Below are 17,412 nucleotides of genomic sequence, written 5' to 3' on the forward strand. Positions count from 1 at the left end.
CCTCAAGTGGGTATGGAAACCCGATCCAGTAATCGGTCTATGATCTGGTCGGCCTGCACCTCGTTGGCGATCGCCTCGTAATTGAGTCGCAGGCGGTGTCGAAGTACCGGTTGGCACACCGCACGGACGTTGTCCGGGGTGACGTGGTCCTGTCCCGCCAGCCAGGCATGGGCACGGGCGGCGCGGTCCAGGGCGATGACACCGCGCGGGCTGACGCCGGTCTCGACCCAGTTGCGGATGGTCTCGTCCGATGTCACCTCTGGCCGAGTCGCGTGAACCAGGTCCACCACGTAGCTGTCGATGGCCGGGGATACAAAAAGTTCGCTGATTTCCTTGCGTGCCTGAAGAACCGATTCACTGGCAATCGGTTGCTGGTTTCCCGAGCCCCCGGTGTCACTGGCAATTTCCTCGCCTCTGACCAGTCGCAGCACTTCGCACTCCTGCTCGTGAGACGGGTAACCCAGTGTAATTTTCATCAGAAAACGATCCATCTGGGCTTCTGGCAGCAGGTAGGTGCCTTCCTGCTCAATCGGATTCTGGGTTGCCAGAACCATGAACAGGGACGGCATTGTATGCGTGTGGCCGGCTACCGTGATCTGTCTTTCTTCCATGGCTTCCAGGAGAGCGGCCTGCACCTTGGCGGGCGCCCGGTTGATCTCATCGGCAAGAATCAGGTTGCCAAAGAGGGGGCCCGGCTCGAAATGGAAGCTCTGATGCTGACCATCATGATGCAGCACCTCCGAGCCGGTGAGGTCCGATGGCAGCAGGTCGGGGGTGAACTGGATGCGTTTCATCGTCGCATCCAGTGCCTGGGCCAGTGTTTTTGCGGTCCGGGTTTTGGCGAGCCCCGGTTGGCTCTCGAGCAGAACATGGCCGTTGGCAAGCAATGCCACGATCAGTTGATCGACCAGTTCCGACTGGCCCAGGATCTGACTGTTGACCCTTTCCCGGAGGGCGTTCATTGCTTGCCAGGGGCTCATGCCTTACTCCTCACTTACTAGTCGTAGCTCAGGTACTGCTCCATGATCTGGTCAATCGTGAAGGTGGCCGGTCGCTGTCTGGGCGGGTATTCCTTGAACGTCTCCAGGAACTGCTTGACCCGGATTACGCCCGGAATGCCTCGGGCCTGAAGTTTCCGGTCGAGCCAACGTTCATAGACATTGGAATTCTGGTCGGCCCGCTCGTACGGATCCTGACGCAGGTTGAAGATCTTCGGAATTCTCAGTTTCACAAACGGATTCCGCCAGACCTCAAAGGTTTTCGCCCGCTGCTCGGCAAACACCAGTTTCCAGTCGCCATCGCGCAGGCCGATGATGTCGCCGTCATCGCTGGCGTAAATGAACTGCTCCCGCGGGCCTTTCTCCGCCTCACCGGTCAGGTAGGGCAGGAAGTTGTGGCCATCCAGATGTACGTTGAAGGATTTGCCGGCAGCGTCATGCCCATCCAGCAACTTCTGCTTGATGTTGGGCTCGCCCACGGCGGCCATCAGTGTCGGCACCCAGTCCAGGTGGGCCATAATGTCGTTGGAGACCGTATTGGCCTCGATTTTTCCCGGCCAGCGAACGAAGGCGGGCACCCGGAAGCCACCCTCCCAGTTGGTGTTTTTCTCGCCGCGGAACGGGGTAATGCCTGCATCCGGCCACTGGTTGAAGTGAACGCCATTGTCGGTGGTGTAAAGGACAATGGTGTTATCCGCGATGCCTAACTGGTCGAGCTTGTCCAGCAGTTCGCCCACGTGATTGTCGTGCTCAACCATGCCATCGTTATAGAAGCCCTGGCCGGACAACCCTTTGGTTTCGTCTTTGATATGGGTGTAATAGTGCATGCGGGTGGAATTGAACCAGGCAAAGAACGGCTTTTCCTCGGCATGGGCGCGATCGATGAAACTCAGCGTGGCTTGCAGGAATTCCTCGTCGATGGTTTCCATGCGCTGGGTATTCAGCGGACCCAGGTCCTCAACCTTGCCATCGGAGCTGCTGCGAATAACGCCACGGGGGGTGACCAGCTTGGCGATCTGGGGGTCGTCTGGCCAGGCGGGATCTTCCGGGGCCTCTTCGGCATTCAGGTGGTAGAGGTTGCCGAAGAACTCGTCAAAGCCGTGGTTGGTAGGCAGGAATTCATCCCGGTCGCCGAGATGGTTTTTGCCAAACTGCCCGGACACGTAACCCAGCGGCTTGAGCAGTTCGGCCAGGGTGGGGTCCTCGGGCTGGATGCCAATTGGCGCACCCGGTACGCCGACCTTGGTTAGGCCGGTGCGGATGGGGTGCTGGCCGGTAATGAACGCTGACCGGCCGGCCGTGCAGCTCTGCTCGCCGTAATAGTCAGTAAACATCATGCCTTCATTACCGAGGCGATCAATATTCGGGGTTTTGTAGCCCATCAGGCCGTGGCTGTATTTGCTGATATTGGTGATACCGATATCATCCCCCATAATGACGAGGATGTTCGGCCGTTCGGCGGCCTGAATGGCGTGAGACAGCATCGCGGTCACAAAGACTGTGAGGCTTGTCAGCAGTCGGGTCAGGCCGGTTCGCTTGTTGTTCATCTTGTTCTCCCGTGTAAACCTTGCTAGTGGAGTCCGGGCCGAGTCATTGGTGTCGGCTTGCTGTAGTCTACGGCGGGAGTGAAGAGAAACACCGTTAATAGAATAACAATTATCCATGTCTGAAACGTCGCAAATACTGTCCCGCTGTGCCCTCTTCGCTGGTTTTCCCCCGGAAGGTCTGGAAGAGGCAGCCAGCCTATGCACTTACAAAAGCTTCCAAGAAGAACAGGCGCTGTATATCAAAGGCGCCAGTGGTAAGGCTCTGACCGTGATCGTTTCGGGTTCGGTTCGGGTAACGTCCACGCTGCCCTCCGGACGCGAATCCATACTGACCATCGTGGGTGCGGGCAACTGGTTGGGTGATGCGGTTTTTTGTTCTCTACCGGCCAGGGTCTATGGGGCGATAGCCCATGAACCTGTGGAGGTGCTGGAGTTTTCCGAGGCGCGGGTTCATAGACTGTTGGCCACCTACCCGCAGGCTTACCCGGTGATTGTGGATCAGTTAGCACGGCGGATGTGTGCAGCCATGATGATCATCGAGGATGACACTGCCCGCAGTATTCCGGTGCGGGTGGGGCGTCGGCTTTTGTTTCTGCAAATTTTCCAGGGCGACGGCAAAATCACCGAGCAGCCGATGCGACTGCGGTTAACCCGTGAACAGGTGGGCAACATGGTCGGGCTGACTCGGCAGGCCGCTCAGAAAGCCATACGTGTGTTTGAGCAAGAGAATCTGGTGAGTCTGGAATACGGCACCATCACCTTGACTAACCCAGCCCGCTTCGAAACGTTTCTGACCGGTCTCGATGAATAGGCCTATCCTGCAAGTGTTCGCCCGGTGGCGTAAGAAGACAAAAAAAGGGCATGGGAAGAAACCTGACCCGTAATTATTTTCTTCATGATTGGATCAATTGGTAATTGTTCGGATCATGGATGGTGAATAAAGAAACTTGGTCAACACGCTATGCCCGCCCTGAACTGCATCTTGGCTTCAGGTCCCGTTGCGTTCTCGTCTGTCTGCGCTGGATTGTAAGACCTTTACTCGCCTTTGTTATCAGGGGAGGAGAGCGCCGGGTCGCGAAAGCGCAGCTGAATCTTGCGGCCCGTTTTCCGCGCAACGGTCAACTTGCCAACTTCGACTACCAGATCTTAGGCGATAACGAGCAGGCGGTGCCGGGGCATATCCTTGGCGAGTCCTTCGCTCCATCGGATAAGCCGGTTCTTCTGTGGCTGCATGGTGGAGCCTTTGTTCTTCCAGCCCTGCCTGATGGCCATCTCACCTTTGTCCAGCGCCTGTGCCGTTCGCTTGATGCCGACGCTTTTGTTCCGGACTATCGGCTTGCACCGGCCAACCCGTATCCGGCAGGGCTGGACGATTGTGAACGGGCCTACCGGTTCCTGCTGAATGCCGGCATCGATCCCCAGCGCATCGTGATTGGCGGTGAGTCGGCCGGCGGAAATCTGCTTGTCGCCCTTCTTTTTAGAATTCGAAAGGCTGGGCTGCCCATGCCTGCGTGTGCCGTGCCTGTGTCGCCGGTTCTGGATCTTGCGCGGCTGCATGGTGCGGCTTCCCGCTCAGTCTACGCCCGTACGGATGCAATGCTGCCCCTGGCCGACCTTGCCCGGGCGCGCGACTGGTACGTCGGTGAGGCTGACGCCTCGTGCCCGGAAATTTCGCCGCTCATGGGCGAATGCAAGGGGCTGCCCCCGCTTTTGATTTTCTCCGGTAGTTCCGAACTCCTGGCGGATGACAGTGCGCTGTTGGCGCGTAAGGCCAGCGCCGCTGGTGTGTCGGTGGAGCTCGCACAGTGGCCCGGCATGCCTCACGCCTTTCCGCTTCTGGAGGATTGGATGCCGGAGGCGAGGCAAGCGCGGGATGACATGACAGCGTTCATCAAACAACACCTCACTGATAACAGAAACACAGAGATAACATGACTTACAAACGACTCTCCGCAATGGATTCCGCCTTTGTTCAGCTGGAAAGCCCCTCTGCCCCCATGCATGTAGCTGGCCTCATGGTGTTCGAGCGTCCGGCGAAAGCGGGCGAGCAGTTTGTCCGAAAACTGGTCGATGATTGGCGCAGTGAGACCCGTATCTGCGCCCCGTGGAACCAGAAGCTGCGCTCGCCGTCACGGTGGCAATTGGCGCCGGTCATGGAGGAAACCTTTGATCCTGACCTTGAATACCATGTGCGTCATCTGTCGCTGCCGAAACCCGGTGGTGAAAGAGAGCTCGGACAAATGGTCGCCCGCCTCCACAGCCAGCCCATGGACATGCGCAAGCCGCTCTGGGAGTGTTATTTCATCGATGGCCTTGAAGGCAGGCGTTTTGCCATTTACGTCAAGTTTCATCATGCGCTGGTTGATGGCATCAGCGCGTCCAACCTGCTGATGCGGGGGTTGTCGGAAAGCGCTACGGACCATCGTATGCCTCCCTTCTGGGTTCACCCGGCGCCGGAAAAGCCCTTTCAGATGAGCGCAGCCCGGGGGCTTCCTTCTACCCAGGCACTGTTGGGGACCGCCGGTAAGCTGGTCCGTCTGTTCAGTAGTGACGAACGACTGACGACGCTTCGTTCTGCACCAAAGACGGCCATCAACGGCGCCATCAGCGCCCAGCGGCGATTCGCGACCCAGGCCTTCGAGCTTGACCGGCTAAAGACTGTCGCCAGCCGCGCAGGGGTTACTCTGAACGATGTCATGGTTACCCTGGTTGGGGGGAGCCTGCGCCATTACCTCAAAGAAAAAACGGCGCTGCCAGAAACAAGCCTGACCGCCGCGATTCCCATGTCCCTGCGTTCGGAAGGCGACCAGAGTATTGGTAACTCGGTGGGCATGATTTACAGCATGATCGGCACCAACATTGCCGATCCGGTGTTGCGGCTGAAAAAGGTCAGTGAGTCCACCAGCATTGCCAAGGAGCAAATCCTTGACCTTGAACCACAAATGAGGACGCCATACTCGATCCTGAGCATGTTGCCGTCGATTGCCTCTATGATGACCGGTGCGGCCAAACACGTTGCGCCGATGTTCAATACGGTCGTCTCCAATGTGCCGGGAGGCAAGAAAGAAAAGTATCTTCGGGGTGCGCGTCTGCTACATCTCTATCCTGCCAACATTGTTTTCCCGGGATTGGCAGTAAGCTTTACCTGTTACAGTCATGCCGGTTTCCTGAATGTCGGGATTATTGCTTGCAGAGATACGCTGCCGCAGATGCAGCGCCTGGCAACCGGGCTGGAGGATGCCTTGAGCGAACTGGAACGCGAGCTGGGGATCAGCCCTGCGTTGCAGTCCGTAGACGAGGTCGGGTGAGTTGCCTGCAGATTTTTGTGAGCACGTTACTTGGTTCAGCCTTTATTGAGGGTGTTGAACGGTTGTACTCCACAAAAGAGCCCGCTAGTTAGCGGGCTCTTTTTTTCCTGAAATATGGCCTGCCCGAGAGAGTTCGAGTCTCTGACCCCCTGCCTCAGGAGGTGGTAGGGGTAAACTTGACGAAATTTTAACCAGACCTAATCTGTTTATGAGATGTATTTCATAAACAAAAGAACAATACGGATGGTTCAACAATGATGAAAAAGTCCTCCTACATACGTTATGTGAGTGCCGTTGCGGCCTCGTCGGTATTGCTGGGGTTGCCGATGAGCTTGCAGGCCCAACCGGCCCAAATCAATCAAACTGTTTTCATGGATGGCCTCGACAAGCCTTGGGATATAGCCTTCCTGTCCGATGGAACCATGTTTGTTACTGAAAAGTGTAAAGGCCTCTCGGTCCGACTACCGGATGGTACGGTCAATAATCTGCTTGGCATGGGCGGCACCGAAGGCTATTCCATGACCGCCGACGATCTGTTCTGTCATGGACAAGCGGGCATGAATGGTGTGGCTCTGGATCCGGATTTCGACAGCAACCGGACTGTTTTCGTTTATTCCGCCTCCCGCATGGGTGACGACCCTGCGACGAACCGCGTGTTACGACTGACCGTCAGCGATGATTTTTCCAGTGTCTCGGACCGCACAGACATTGTGGAGAACATTCCCTATAAACAGGCTCCTACAGATCACCCCTTCGGTGACGCTGGGGCTCATAATGGAGGCCGCATCCGCTTTAATCCGGGTGATGGTTTTCTCTACGTGACCACCGGTGACAATCACAACAGCAGCCTGCCGCAATTCGGAGACAATCTGGGCTCCAAGGTCTTGCGTATCGACCGTGACGGCAAGGCAGCCCCGATGAACGCTGACGCGTTACCGGATGGATTCGATGCCCGCACCTACACTTACGGCCACCGCAACGTTCAGGGCATCGCCTTTCATCCGAAAAGTCATCAGCCGATTATTACTGAACATGGCCCATGGCATACCGATGAAGTAAATGCCCTGGTGCCCGGTGGTAACAGTGGATGGGACCCCCGGCCTAATATGGCAGGACGTGGCGATTGTCCGGACAACTACTGCGGCTATGAGCCAAACCAGAATGACGGCATGGACCCTAACGAAAGAAGGAAATACATGCCGATGACCGATTACGAAACCTACCCGGATGCCATGAAGCCACTGTGGACCAATAACAATTATTCTCAGGGCATCAGCAGTGCGGCGTTCCTGGAGGGTGAGCAGTGGGGTGACTGGAACGGTCGTCTGGTGGTCAGTTTCCTGGGCATTGGTTTCGGTGACACGCCTGTAGGCCAGCGTATTAATGTCATCAACCTGGTGCCCGAGGGGCCAGAAATTGTGGATAACACAGAGATGCCTCTGTCAGCCGGTCCGGCCCGTTTCCGTGGCTTGGTGATGGGACCGGATGGTTCTCTCTATGTCGCAACGGATGAAGGTCAGATTCATCGGTTTACCGCCGAGTAAAAACGGCCGACCGCACTGCCACAGGGCAGTGCGGTTTCCACCAGACAATTGAGGACAACCTGTGCTGCGTATTCTGATGTGTGCGATAACCATCGCTCTGACCTCCACTGCCCTGCAGGCGGCGGATCTGGAGGCGGGTAAAAAGCTGTTTGCGAATAATTGTGCCCAGTGCCACGGTCCCAAAGCCCAAGGCATGGCGAGCTTTCCATCCCTTGCAGGACGTGATGCGAGTTACATTCAATCTCGTCTAGAAACCTATCGCGCTGGCGAGAGGGTGGGAGCAAACTCCGGGCTGATGATTCCGAATGCGCGAAATTTGAGTGATGAAGATATAGCCAACCTTTCAGGCTTCATCTCCCAGATTGGTAAGTAGGCAAGCCTCCCGACGAGCGCGTAATCAGCGTTGCAGGCACTGTCGGTAAAATACGGCCAGTCGAGTCAGCATATCCGCCTGATTCGACGCCTTTCGAAAGCCGTGCCCCTCATCGGGATACACCTGTACGAACGACTCCCAGCCGTTTGCACGTATCGCCGTTGCTATAAGTTGAGTCTGTTCGGGAACCACAATGGTATCCTGTCCACCCTGGAAAAAAGCCGTGGGTTGCTGGATGCGGTCAGCCTGCATCAGGGGCGAACGCTCCCTCCATCGATCCGGCACTTCCTCGAAGGAACCGAGGAGCCAGTCCAGATAGCCCGATTCAAATCGATGGGTCAGTTCCCGCAAGCGTTTGGGGTCACTGACTCCGAACTGACTCACGCCGGCGGTGAAATAAGCTGATGAGATCAGTGCCATCAGTGCCGTGTAGCCGCCCGAACTGCGCCCTTGAATAAAGGCGGCCTGAGCGCTGGCCTTACCCTCACTGACAAGGTGTCTGGCAGCGCACTCGATATCCTGAACATCGAGAACACCCCACTGGCCAGCCAGGCACAGTCGAAAGTCGCGCCCAAAACCGGAACTGCCCCGATAGTTCACCTCGGCAACGGCAAAACCCTGATGACAGAGAAACTGAACCTGCGGATTCAGCACGGGGCAGATCATGGCGGTGGGCCCTCCGTGCGCGATCATGACCAACGGGGCGTTATCCGTTTGTCCAGACTGCGACCGCACAGGTGGGTAGTAAAATCCACTCACGACAAACGCTGTTTCCTCACTCTCCGGAAGCCGGAATGGCTCTGGCGATGAAAGGGCAACCTCACCAAATGGTTTCTCGCCGCCAGCCAGCACATGGATCTGGCCGGTTTCCGTATCCACAGAAAGGACAGCGTCCAGCCGGTCCGATGACCGCGCAATGCAGCAGGCCCTGTCTCCTTGCCGTGTCAGGCATCGGAAATCAACATAGGACGTACTCAGGTGCTGCGGCAAAGCGTCCCTATCGGGTTGCCACCACAGCCCGCCAATACCATTGAGATATCGCACCCGCAGCCATCCGCCCTCCGGCAGCGGCAAATGCTGGCATTCACCCAGTTGCCAGGGTGCGCTCGCCTGGTCGGCCTGGGTGTCGTCAAGACAACGCCAGCTCCCGCTCTCATCCATTTGCCAGGGCTGCCACCAGCCCAGATGATCCGATAGTACGTACAGGGTTTCGCCCACGAATACCGGTTGCTGCACGCAGGCGCGAGTTGGAGACTGGAAGGGCATGACTGGCCTGGCGTCCACAAGCATGCCATCGTCATCGACACGGGCCAGCCACAACACCGACGAAACCCACGGCATATCCGGTAAATGCCAACTGATCCAGGCCAGTTGCCGGCCGCTGTCGGATACCGCAGGCGCACTGTAGAAGTCCTCACCTTGATGCAGCGTTTCCAGCTTCCCCTGACGAATAGCGACCAGCTGCTGGCCGTCGGCATCTTCCCGCACGGCAAGCAGCCGCTCCCGGTGCCGATCCCACACCAGGCCGCCGAAGCAGGCACTGGCGTCATCGGTCACTGCGCTGACAATACCGGTCTCGGGCATGATGACGTAAATCTGCTGGCTGGATGACTCTATGGCGAATAGCCGATCCGGGGCCGCGCATAAGGCGCCACCACCATAGCCGTTCACCTGGCTTCGGACGCCCAGGGTATCAGGCAGTAAGGGGACAGAGCCCTCGCCAGACTCGGCCAGGGTGTGAATCAGATTGAGGCCGGAGGCAGGGTCGGATTCGAGCCAGAAGACACCGGCTTGCGAGGCCACAAGCTCGCTACGCTGTATCAATCCGGCAGCGGCCTGTTCGGCGGTCAGTTGCGGGATATCAGCTCCGGAAGAAAAGCCGGGAGTTCTCGGTGTTGCGATAGGTCAAATCCTCCAGCCCCGCGGTGGCATGATCGGCAGCGCGTCGGGCCGCCAGAACACGATCATGGTGCGGTGATTTACTGCACACGGGGTCTGCATTGTCCGCGTTGCCCGTGAGCAGATAGGCCTGACACCGACAACCGCCGAAATCCTTGTCTTTTTCGTCGCAGGATCGACAGGGCTCCGGCATCCAGCTGTCGCCACGGTAATGGTTGAAACCGGGGCTGTCGTACCAGATCGTCCGCAGATCGGTCTCGCAGACATTGGGAAAGTCGATCGGCAGCATTCGCGCACTGTGGCATGGCAGCGCGGTGCCATCAGGCGCGACGGTCAGGAACAGACTTCCCCAGCCGTTCATGCAGGCCTTTGGGCGCTCTTCGTAGTAGTCAGGGGTGACAAAGATCAGTTTCATCCGGGAGCCCGAGGCTGCCAGCCGTTCCCGGTAGGATTTCACGGTTGCTTCTGCGGTCACCAGCTGTGCCTTTGAGGGCATGAGTCCCTCCCGGTTTCTGAAGGCCCAGCCATAATACTGACAGGTGGCCAACTCAACGTAATCGGCATCCAGGCGGGTGCAGAGATCGATGATGTCATTCATCTGATGGATGTTATGGCGGTGAATGACAAAATTCAGCACCATCGGGTAGCCGGCCTCCTTCACGGCCCGGGCCATGGCCAGCTTCTGCTCGAACGCTTTTCGTGAACCCGCCAATGCGTTGTTCAGCTCGGAATCAGACGCCTGAAAACTGACTTGTATATGATCCAGCCCGGCTTCCAGGAAAGTCTTTACCTTGGCTTGGGTGAGGCCAATGCCGGAGGTGATCAGATTGCTGTAATACCCCAGGTGGCGGGCCTCTCCAATCAGTTCAGCAAGATCCTGACGGACAAGTGGCTCGCCCCCGGAAAAGCCGAGCTGCGCGGCCCCCATCTCGCGTCCCTGCCGCAGCACACTCGTCCACTGTTCGGTACTGAGTTCTTTCTGGGAGTTGGCGAAATCCAATGGGTTCGAGCAATAGGGACACTGTAAGGGGCAACGGTAAGTGAGCTCTGCCAGCAACCAGAGCGGCGGCCCGACCTCCGTTGAACGATTATCTGGCGTAAATTCCCGGTCTGTCATATCAGATCAATCCAGCCGTTCTCCCGGGCCTCCCCAAGAAAGCCCATCACATCATCAGACAGCGGCCCGGCATCCGGGTAGCGTTCCTCCAGGCGTTGGACCATTTCAGCGACGGAACGTTCGCCATCCACTTCACTCAGTATGGCTCCCGCACTGCCGTTGAGCCGCACCATCCCCTCCGGATAAAGCAGCACATAAGCGTTCTGCGCCGGCTCCCATTGAAAGCGGAAACCGACTCTGAACCGAGGCACAAGGTGCGGTTTGATCATGTCGTCCATTACACCCCCCGGTGCCAGACAGGCTGGTCGGTGATGGTATGATAGGGCGGCGTGCCGTGGCGATAGGCCATGGTCAGGGCGTCCAGAATCGTCCACAGGATGTCCAGTTTGAACTGAAGTATTTCCAGCGCCCGCTCCTGTTGATCGGCCGTGGTAAAGTAGTCCAGTGTGATCGCAAGTCCATGCTCAACATCCCGACGGGCCTCGGACAGTCGCTTTCTGAAATAGGAATAGCCTTCGGTTTTGATCCAGGGGTAATGGGTGGGCCAGCTGTCCAGGCGAGACTGGTGAATTTCCGGCGCGAACAGCTCTGTCAGCGAGGAGCAGGCAGCTTCCTGCCAGGTCGCACGACGGGCAAAATTCAGGTAGGCATCGACCGCAAACCGGACGCCGGGCAATACGTGACGCTGGTCGACGACCTCCTCGCGGCTTAGCCCTACTGACCCGGCCAGGCTCAGCCAGGCTTCGATGCCACCTTTGTCTTCATCATGGCCGTCATGATCCAGCACCCGCTGAAGCCATAACCGACGCACCGATGCGTCCGGACAATTGGCCATGATCGCGGCATCCTTGCGCGGAATATTCACCTGATAATAGTAACGGTTGGCTACCCAGCCGCGAATTTCTTCCGGCGAACAATCACCGCTGTACATGGCTTGATGGAAGGGGTGATGAATGTGGTAATACTTACCTTTTGCGAGAAGTGCGGCTTTAAAGTCTGCCCGATTCATTTGTGCCCCAACAGTTCAAGGTGCATCCCGTCATACGCCACCTCAATGCCGTGACTGGCCAGAATGGCGCGTTCCTTTGAAGATTCATCCAGAATTGGATTGGTGTTGTTAATGTGGATCAGGATCTTGCGTTCCGCAGACATGCCGTCCAGAACGTCAATCATTCCACCGGGGCCGCTTTGTGCCAGGTGCCCCATTTGCTGCCCGGTCCGGGTGCCCACTTCACAGCGCTGCATCTCATCATCCTGCCACACCGTGCCGTCCACCATTAGGGTATCCGCCTTATCCATCCAAGCCAGAATATTGGCGTCAGGTTTGCCGAGCCCAGGTGCGTAAAGTGCGGTCGCGCCATTGCGGGTGTCCTCGATAAACAGACCGATATTGTCTCCGGGGTGGGGATTGTTGCGTCGCGGTGAGTAAGGTGGCGCGTTGCTGAGTAACGGAATGGCCGTCAGCCGCAACGACGGCGCGCATGGGATGCTGAAAGAGGTTTGATCTGAGGATGGAATCTCATGCCAACGTGGGCCACCGTTCCAATGTCTCAGCATGTTGAAAAGAGGAAAGCCGCTGCTCAGATCTTCGTGCACCTGAGTCGTGCTCCAGACGTCCAGAGGCATGCCTTCACGGAGCATGAGCAGGCCCGTCGTGTGGTCGACCTGGCTATCAAACAGCATCACCGCACTGATGCCCGTATCGCGCACGGCCCGAGCGGGCTGCATGGCGTCGAAAGAGGCAAGCTGCGCGCGAATGTCCGGAGAGGCGTTGCAGAGAATCCAGTGCTCGCCGTCCTCACTGATGGCTATCGAGGACTGAGTACGAGCCTGAGCTTTCAACGTGCCTTTACGGAACCCATCGCAGTTGTGACAGTTGCAGTTCCATTGGGGGAAACCTCCCCCTGCAGCGGAACCAAGTACATGAATCTGCATTTGGAACACTCCGGGGAGGGGGTGGTCAGCCTGTCCGTGTACTGGCCGTTGGTTCAGGTCTCAACGATTGGCGAAATACATGGTGACTTCGAAGCCAATGCGCAGGTCTTCATAAGCTGGTTTGGTCCACATATTGGTGTCCTCTCTATTTGTTATAAAAGGGCTACTTTCATGAGACGTTGACCGATTTTTCGGCAACTCTCCAATCAGAGTAGTTGCTCTTCCGGAAACTTTGAAATGGCACTTGGAAATAAATTTGCGCTGCCTGGACACAGCGCAAAAAAAAGGCCTGCGTTTTCACGCAGGCCTTTGAAATAAATGGCCCGCCCGAGAGGATTCGAACCTCTGACCTCTGCCTCCGGAGACTACCTCTATTCTCCGCTATAAAACGAGACTAATCGGTGAAACCTCTGTTTGTTCAATAGTTTGTATAGGCAAGTCTTCATAGGATAAAAGCCTTTTATAACAGTATTTTGACCGATTAATAACGATTTTAGGCACAAGTCTGATAGGGAGTGTGTGTCCAATAGTCGGACATTTGACTGTTACCCTAAGTGACCTAAGAAGCTCTCGATTCAAGAGTTTACGCTTTGGCAAGACCTTCGCAACTGTTAGGGATTTTGTGTCCGAAATGCGGACACTGGAGTGTTCGAAATGGGCAGGCTGGAGTTGAAACTGTTCAACACTAGGACGCCTTCAGCTTGTGAAATTACTCAATGCCAAAGTGATGGGTAAGTGGTTCGGGCTGGACTTCGTAAGAAACGAAATCCAGCCGCACGCGCCTTGCTCCAAGGCTAGGCGGTACTCTACTGCGTTCTTGCTCCGATCCCGGTGGACCTCAGGAGTTGCATGAAGTTCTGTAAGCTTCGACGATCACTTGGCGAAATTGGAACGACAAGTATTTCGGAGCTATCAGGATGGGTGAGCTGGCCGTGTTTACCGCCGCGCCTGTATCGCCAGCCCAGTTTGACGAGGCGATTAATGACGGCATTCCAGTCTTTGTTCGAACTGTACCTTTTCACAGCGTTCCTCCTGCTTCCTTTGAGTAACGGGAGTGGTAGCGGCTTGGGTTGAATGCCATTTCCGAGAAAGCAGCGTGAGCACCAACGGATAAAATGGGTTGGCTGTATTGGTAACCTCCGTCTGGAGATAGCTGGTTCTGGAAGAAGCGACCGAAGGGGTCGACCATAAGGTACGACTCTCGCGTATCAGTGTTGTCTTCGACGCATTGAAGTGATTCGAAAGACCGGTGTCGTTCCACATAATCGGAAAACTGGTCATCGCTGATGGCTAGAGAGTCGTCAATAACCGGCAGCACCCGAAGAACCTTCCACCGGTCGGGGCGAAGCTCTGTGACAAACTCGCTCAGATCCTCTTTCGCATTCAAGAGATTGACAACGGTATTGAGTTTTATCGTGAGTTGCGGGTTGATTCTGCGTGCCAACTCTATGTTGGCGAGCAACTCGGCAAGATCAAGATGCTCGCCTTTTCTGGTTGTGCGACCGATTCGTTGATTGCTGTTGGTGTCTGTGGAATCTAGGCTGATACCCAGGCATGTCAGATGTGGTGCCAGTTCGGTGAGAGCGTCCTTTGATAGCCGTGCCCCATTGCTGATGATGGAAAGCTGAAAACCGATTTCTCGTGCGGTTTGAGCGATTTCGATCAAACGGTCGCCAAGGATCGAGGGCTCTCCGCCCGCCAGATTCAGACGGAGCCCTTTCCACGTAATCTGCCTGGATAATGGATTGCTGTTATTCGTGGGCTGAAAGTAGTCAAACAGTTCGCCCAGAAGATCACGAGTGCGATCGGGATCATGAAACAACTCTCGTGAACTGGGAGCGTCTTTCCATTTTGCGTAGCAGTAGTGGCAGCGATAGTTACAGGCTTCTGTAACGTGCCAGTTTATGGTGAGCTCGTTTACTGCGAGCATCCCGTTCAGCGGTGTCGCTAATGGATTCGTTGGAACAAAATCGGTGTTCGTATGCATGCGTATACTCCTTGACGGCACCTCTTGTAAGGGCCGTGAAGTTTTTACATGGCGGACGCTTGGCGTCAGGAGAGGAGCATCAAGCTCCAGTACACCAAGTAGGTTTGGAGTGAGGGTTAGGGGTTGCGCAACAGCCTGCGCCGGGTTTTCAGTGCTTCCTCATGATTTACGTCGAGATCAAGTTCAAGGCGCTGAGTCATTAATAGCCACCACTCAGCAGCAATCAGTCCTCGCTTGAAATCCTGGATGTTCCGTGGCTTTTTAGCTTCCCGGCGGACAGCCCGGTAGCTCTCTTTCGCAACTGAGCGAACATGTTCGTCAGGGTCGAACTGTTTGGTGAAGTAGAGTGTTTTATGGGCTTTACCGTTCGGGTCGAGGCCGAGTTCCAGCAGCGCCTTTAAGTACCCCTGACGCCAGATTGGGGACTGTTCGGTGGCTTGGTTATTTTCGTAGCTGCCGTCCTTTGGTTTCTGGCCTTTGCGGAGACGAAGGCGGCTTAGACAGAACTCAACTAATTCCAGAGTGAAGGACTGATAGCACTCAATCTCAGCTCGTTCATGTTGCTCTCGATCAAAGGAGCGTGTCTCGTTGATGTCATTTTCGAAGCGATTCCTGGCAACGTCTTTCAGCGGCAAGTGCCATGGAACCGCTTTCTCGCTGTTCACAGGGCTGAAGCGAGACAGCGACTCGTCACACAATGGAAACGGTGACGAACGCATCAGCATAAGGCGGTGCCGCAACTCTTTCTTCGGGTTCGAAGAAGACAGCGAACTCAATAGTTTTTCAAGTTGTTCATGATGGGAAGGCAGTGGCCCGCTCGACAGTTTTCCACGGAGTAGACCGATGCTTTTGTCGATGTAGGGGAGAACCAAGTCATTACCAATCCGGCCTTTGGCGGCTAATGCCCACTGGGGAATCAAGGCAGTAGGGAACTCGGAGTCTTGAATCAAGCCCTCTAGCAGGCTGTCCCACCAAGGCTGGAATTCGCTATAAGCAGTTTCGTCAGGTAAATGGTGGTAAAAGGTGCCCGAAAGGACAGTCAGTTTAGACTTGATGTCCAGTTTGCTTAGCGCCTCTTCGCAAAGGGCTTTCCAGGTGGCGCGAAAACCGGACGCCCACCACTTCCTGCTTTGAGCGCCGTAGAACCCCGTGGCGGCGCGTGTTCTTTCAGATTCTTTAATCTCTGACTCAATGTCTTGTTGAATAGACCACTTAATCCAAGCCTCTATCTGGTAGCTAGTGAGCTTCGAACAAGTAAGGTTCAGATACTCATTTTCCCTGGCATCCCATTCCTCGCGCGACTGTTTCAGGATGGCAGGGTAGGGAGTGCTGAGAGAAATAAAGCACGAGTTCAGTTGTGATGCCCACTGATCAACCTGACCGTCATCAGCATTCGTCAGATCTAGGCCGAGGCAAAATACTTCCTGAAGTCTAATCTTGGTCTTGTCCAGCCAAGCGGTGGCAAGGTCCGACTCTTCCTTGGCTACACCGTTGGATGCTCCTATCGAGCGAACTCTTGAATAAAGCTCCGACCATTCTAAGTCCAGTTTAAGGAAAGCTCCTTCATAAGTGCTTTTTAGTCTTCCAGCTGCGGCATCGGATGCCACCCATGTTTTGAGAAATCGGATGCCCTGCAGAAACTTGTGTGCACCGAAGGTTGGCGGACCATCCAAAAGTTCCAGAGAGGCAGCGGAAATGAGGTTCTTGATCTGGGCGTCGCACACGGCCGCTAGCTCATTCTGGTTGCCGTCATCTTGCCAAGACCAAGTGTTGAAGAAACTCCATAGCAGCTCGTTTCTATTGAAGTCTCCCTCGGCAATAAGGGCAGGGTCGTCGAACAGGGCAGGGTCGAAGCAGAACTCTTCCCCGTAAAGCCTGGAGACAACACGGTAGAACGGCAGTGTTGTGGCGTTTACACATTGAAAGAGTGAGTAGGGCGAGTCGGAAAAATAGGTTTGGGCCACATCTTGGGCAAAGTGGAACACTGCCAAACCATTATCTGCGATGCCAGCGGGGGGAGGCGCGATCAATTGAAAGGCCAGTTCGCGAGCGAAGCGATCGCTAGAGAGTATCGACGCGGCTTTTTCACGTTCGGAAGTTTTTTCTTTGGAAGATGTCAGGGCATCTTCCAATCCGTCCGCAGATCCGAATATCCGAGGCCAGTTACCAGAAAAATGTTTGATGAAGAGTGACTTCAGCGTGCCGCTGATCCCATGCTCTTCGAGAGCTTGTGTAAGCCGTTCTGAAGGGGCGGGCTTTTCGTCAAGGGAGAGGTTTTCGTAGGGTGCATCAATTCTGCACATGGTTATATCACCTAGCAAGAGGATTAGTTTCGAGTGTGCGTACCAGATCAAAAGTCTGGTTGTCTGCAGTTGAAACCTCCCCTGTAGGGGAGCGGAAAGGTGAGCACCAGGCTCGGTAGCACGACCGCAGATAAGCGCTTTTAAAATAGAGTGGTTTCGTTTGCGAGTCAAATGCCTGCGTGAAAGTTGAATGAGTCAATTTGGTCCTAAAGCAGCAGAGGTGGGCCTGATCTGTTGCAGTGGCATATCTATAGGTCGAGTGTGTACTCTACACCCACAGTGAACGAACAAATGACAAATCTATTACATGCCGTTTACACCAGTGTGTAACCATCCCCTAAAATCGGTGCATGCGTAATTAGAGTTCTCCGGCCTACAATGAGGCAAACGGAGAACAGCAT

The 17,412-nt window shown here is 55.6% G+C and carries 16 protein-coding genes; 5 read left to right on the forward strand and 11 right to left on the reverse strand.

Going from position 1 to position 17,412, the window contains the following annotated elements:
• Nucleotides 1-2: 2 nt before the first annotated feature.
• Complete coding sequence (locus K8I84_RS13735; protein WP_223795347.1) at nucleotides 3-980, reverse strand: AAA family ATPase; 978 nt, start codon at nucleotides 978-980, stop codon at nucleotides 3-5.
• 17 nt (nucleotides 981-997) lie between these two features.
• The gene (locus K8I84_RS13740; protein WP_411722683.1) at nucleotides 998-2,545 is read right to left on the reverse strand and encodes an arylsulfatase; all 1,548 of its coding nucleotides are present in this window, start codon (nucleotides 2,543-2,545) and stop codon (nucleotides 998-1,000) included.
• A gap of 115 nt (nucleotides 2,546-2,660) precedes the next feature.
• Between K8I84_RS13740 and K8I84_RS13745 the strand changes: the two genes are divergently transcribed.
• From K8I84_RS13745 to K8I84_RS13765, 5 genes are all read left to right on the forward strand, one after another.
• Nucleotides 2,661-3,356: a Crp/Fnr family transcriptional regulator gene (locus tag K8I84_RS13745; protein ID WP_223795348.1), complete on the forward strand. Its 696-nt coding sequence runs from the start codon at nucleotides 2,661-2,663 to the stop codon at nucleotides 3,354-3,356.
• Nucleotides 3,357-3,475: 119 nt separating this feature from the next.
• Nucleotides 3,476-4,480, forward strand: coding sequence for an alpha/beta hydrolase (locus K8I84_RS13750; protein WP_223795349.1), 1,005 nt, complete (start codon nucleotides 3,476-3,478; stop codon nucleotides 4,478-4,480).
• A complete protein-coding gene (locus K8I84_RS13755; protein ID WP_223795350.1) occupies nucleotides 4,477-5,853 on the forward strand; it encodes a WS/DGAT/MGAT family O-acyltransferase in 1,377 nt (458 codons plus the stop codon). Before K8I84_RS13750 ends, K8I84_RS13755 begins: the two co-directional genes overlap by 4 nt.
• 254 nt (nucleotides 5,854-6,107) lie before the next feature.
• Entirely contained in the window at nucleotides 6,108-7,397 is a 1,290-nt protein-coding gene (locus K8I84_RS13760; RefSeq protein ID WP_223795351.1) for a PQQ-dependent sugar dehydrogenase, read from the forward strand.
• 61 nt (nucleotides 7,398-7,458) lie between these two features.
• The gene (locus K8I84_RS13765) at nucleotides 7,459-7,770 is read left to right on the forward strand and encodes a c-type cytochrome (protein ID WP_223795352.1); all 312 of its coding nucleotides are present in this window, start codon (nucleotides 7,459-7,461) and stop codon (nucleotides 7,768-7,770) included.
• A gap of 24 nt (nucleotides 7,771-7,794) precedes the next feature.
• Here the strand turns inward: K8I84_RS13765 and K8I84_RS13770 are convergent, their stop codons facing one another.
• From K8I84_RS13770 to K8I84_RS13810, 9 genes are all read right to left on the reverse strand, one after another.
• Nucleotides 7,795-9,573, reverse strand: a complete 1,779-nt coding sequence (locus K8I84_RS13770) for a prolyl oligopeptidase family serine peptidase (protein ID WP_223795353.1) — start codon at nucleotides 9,571-9,573, stop codon at nucleotides 7,795-7,797.
• 58 nt (nucleotides 9,574-9,631) lie between these two features.
• On the reverse strand, nucleotides 9,632-10,786 hold the full coding sequence (pqqE, locus tag K8I84_RS13775) for a pyrroloquinoline quinone biosynthesis protein PqqE (protein WP_223795354.1): 1,155 nt from the start codon (nucleotides 10,784-10,786) through the stop codon (nucleotides 9,632-9,634).
• Nucleotides 10,783-11,055, reverse strand: a complete 273-nt coding sequence (gene pqqD / locus K8I84_RS13780) for a pyrroloquinoline quinone biosynthesis peptide chaperone PqqD (RefSeq protein WP_263283170.1) — start codon at nucleotides 11,053-11,055, stop codon at nucleotides 10,783-10,785. Before pqqD ends, pqqE begins: the two co-directional genes overlap by 4 nt.
• Nucleotides 11,056-11,063: 8 nt before the next feature.
• A complete protein-coding gene (pqqC, locus tag K8I84_RS13785; RefSeq protein WP_223795356.1) occupies nucleotides 11,064-11,795 on the reverse strand; it encodes a pyrroloquinoline-quinone synthase PqqC in 732 nt (243 codons plus the stop codon).
• Nucleotides 11,792-12,721: a pyrroloquinoline quinone biosynthesis protein PqqB gene (pqqB, locus tag K8I84_RS13790; RefSeq protein ID WP_223795357.1), complete on the reverse strand. Its 930-nt coding sequence runs from the start codon at nucleotides 12,719-12,721 to the stop codon at nucleotides 11,792-11,794. Before pqqB ends, pqqC begins: the two co-directional genes overlap by 4 nt.
• A 60-nt stretch (nucleotides 12,722-12,781) precedes the next feature.
• Nucleotides 12,782-12,853, reverse strand: coding sequence for a pyrroloquinoline quinone precursor peptide PqqA (gene pqqA / locus K8I84_RS13795; protein WP_007153157.1), 72 nt, complete (start codon nucleotides 12,851-12,853; stop codon nucleotides 12,782-12,784).
• Nucleotides 12,854-13,527: 674 nt separating this feature from the next.
• The gene (locus K8I84_RS17060) at nucleotides 13,528-13,743 is read right to left on the reverse strand and encodes a type II toxin-antitoxin system HicA family toxin (protein ID WP_223795358.1); all 216 of its coding nucleotides are present in this window, start codon (nucleotides 13,741-13,743) and stop codon (nucleotides 13,528-13,530) included.
• Nucleotides 13,740-14,708: a viperin family antiviral radical SAM protein gene (locus K8I84_RS13805; protein WP_223795359.1), complete on the reverse strand. Its 969-nt coding sequence runs from the start codon at nucleotides 14,706-14,708 to the stop codon at nucleotides 13,740-13,742. The genes K8I84_RS17060 and K8I84_RS13805 overlap by 4 nt, the downstream gene beginning before the upstream one ends.
• Nucleotides 14,709-14,824: 116 nt before the next feature.
• Nucleotides 14,825-17,011 (reverse strand): hypothetical protein, encoded by a 2,187-nt coding sequence (locus tag K8I84_RS13810; RefSeq protein WP_223795360.1) that lies wholly within the window; start codon nucleotides 17,009-17,011, stop codon nucleotides 14,825-14,827.
• Between the last annotated feature and the right edge of the window lie 401 nt (nucleotides 17,012-17,412).

The sequence above is a fragment of the Marinobacter sp. F4216 genome (assembly GCF_019931195.1).
GTDB lineage: Bacteria > Pseudomonadota > Gammaproteobacteria > Pseudomonadales > Oleiphilaceae > Marinobacter > Marinobacter suaedae.

Coding starts and splice junctions, on each gene's coding strand:
- K8I84_RS13735 (WP_223795347.1), bottom strand. CDS start 980: ATGAGCCCCTGGCAAGCAATGAACGCCCTCCGGGAAAGGGTCAACAGT.
- K8I84_RS13740 (WP_411722683.1), bottom strand. CDS start 2,545: ATGAACAACAAGCGAACCGGCCTGACCCGACTGCTGACAAGCCTCACA.
- K8I84_RS13745 (WP_223795348.1), top strand. CDS start 2,661: ATGTCTGAAACGTCGCAAATACTGTCCCGCTGTGCCCTCTTCGCTGGT.
- K8I84_RS13750 (WP_223795349.1), top strand. CDS start 3,476: ATGGTGAATAAAGAAACTTGGTCAACACGCTATGCCCGCCCTGAACTG.
- K8I84_RS13755 (WP_223795350.1), top strand. CDS start 4,477: ATGACTTACAAACGACTCTCCGCAATGGATTCCGCCTTTGTTCAGCTG.
- K8I84_RS13760 (WP_223795351.1), top strand. CDS start 6,108: ATGATGAAAAAGTCCTCCTACATACGTTATGTGAGTGCCGTTGCGGCC.
- pqqE (WP_223795354.1), bottom strand. CDS start 10,786: ATGACAGACCGGGAATTTACGCCAGATAATCGTTCAACGGAGGTCGGG.
- pqqD (WP_263283170.1), bottom strand. CDS start 11,055: ATGATCAAACCGCACCTTGTGCCTCGGTTCAGAGTCGGTTTCCGCTTT.
- pqqC (WP_223795356.1), bottom strand. CDS start 11,795: ATGAATCGGGCAGACTTTAAAGCCGCACTTCTCGCAAAAGGTAAGTAT.
- pqqB (WP_223795357.1), bottom strand. CDS start 12,721: ATGCAGATTCATGTACTTGGTTCCGCTGCAGGGGGAGGTTTCCCCCAA.
- K8I84_RS13805 (WP_223795359.1), bottom strand. CDS start 14,708: ATGCATACGAACACCGATTTTGTTCCAACGAATCCATTAGCGACACCG.
- K8I84_RS13810 (WP_223795360.1), bottom strand. CDS start 17,011: ATGTGCAGAATTGATGCACCCTACGAAAACCTCTCCCTTGACGAAAAG.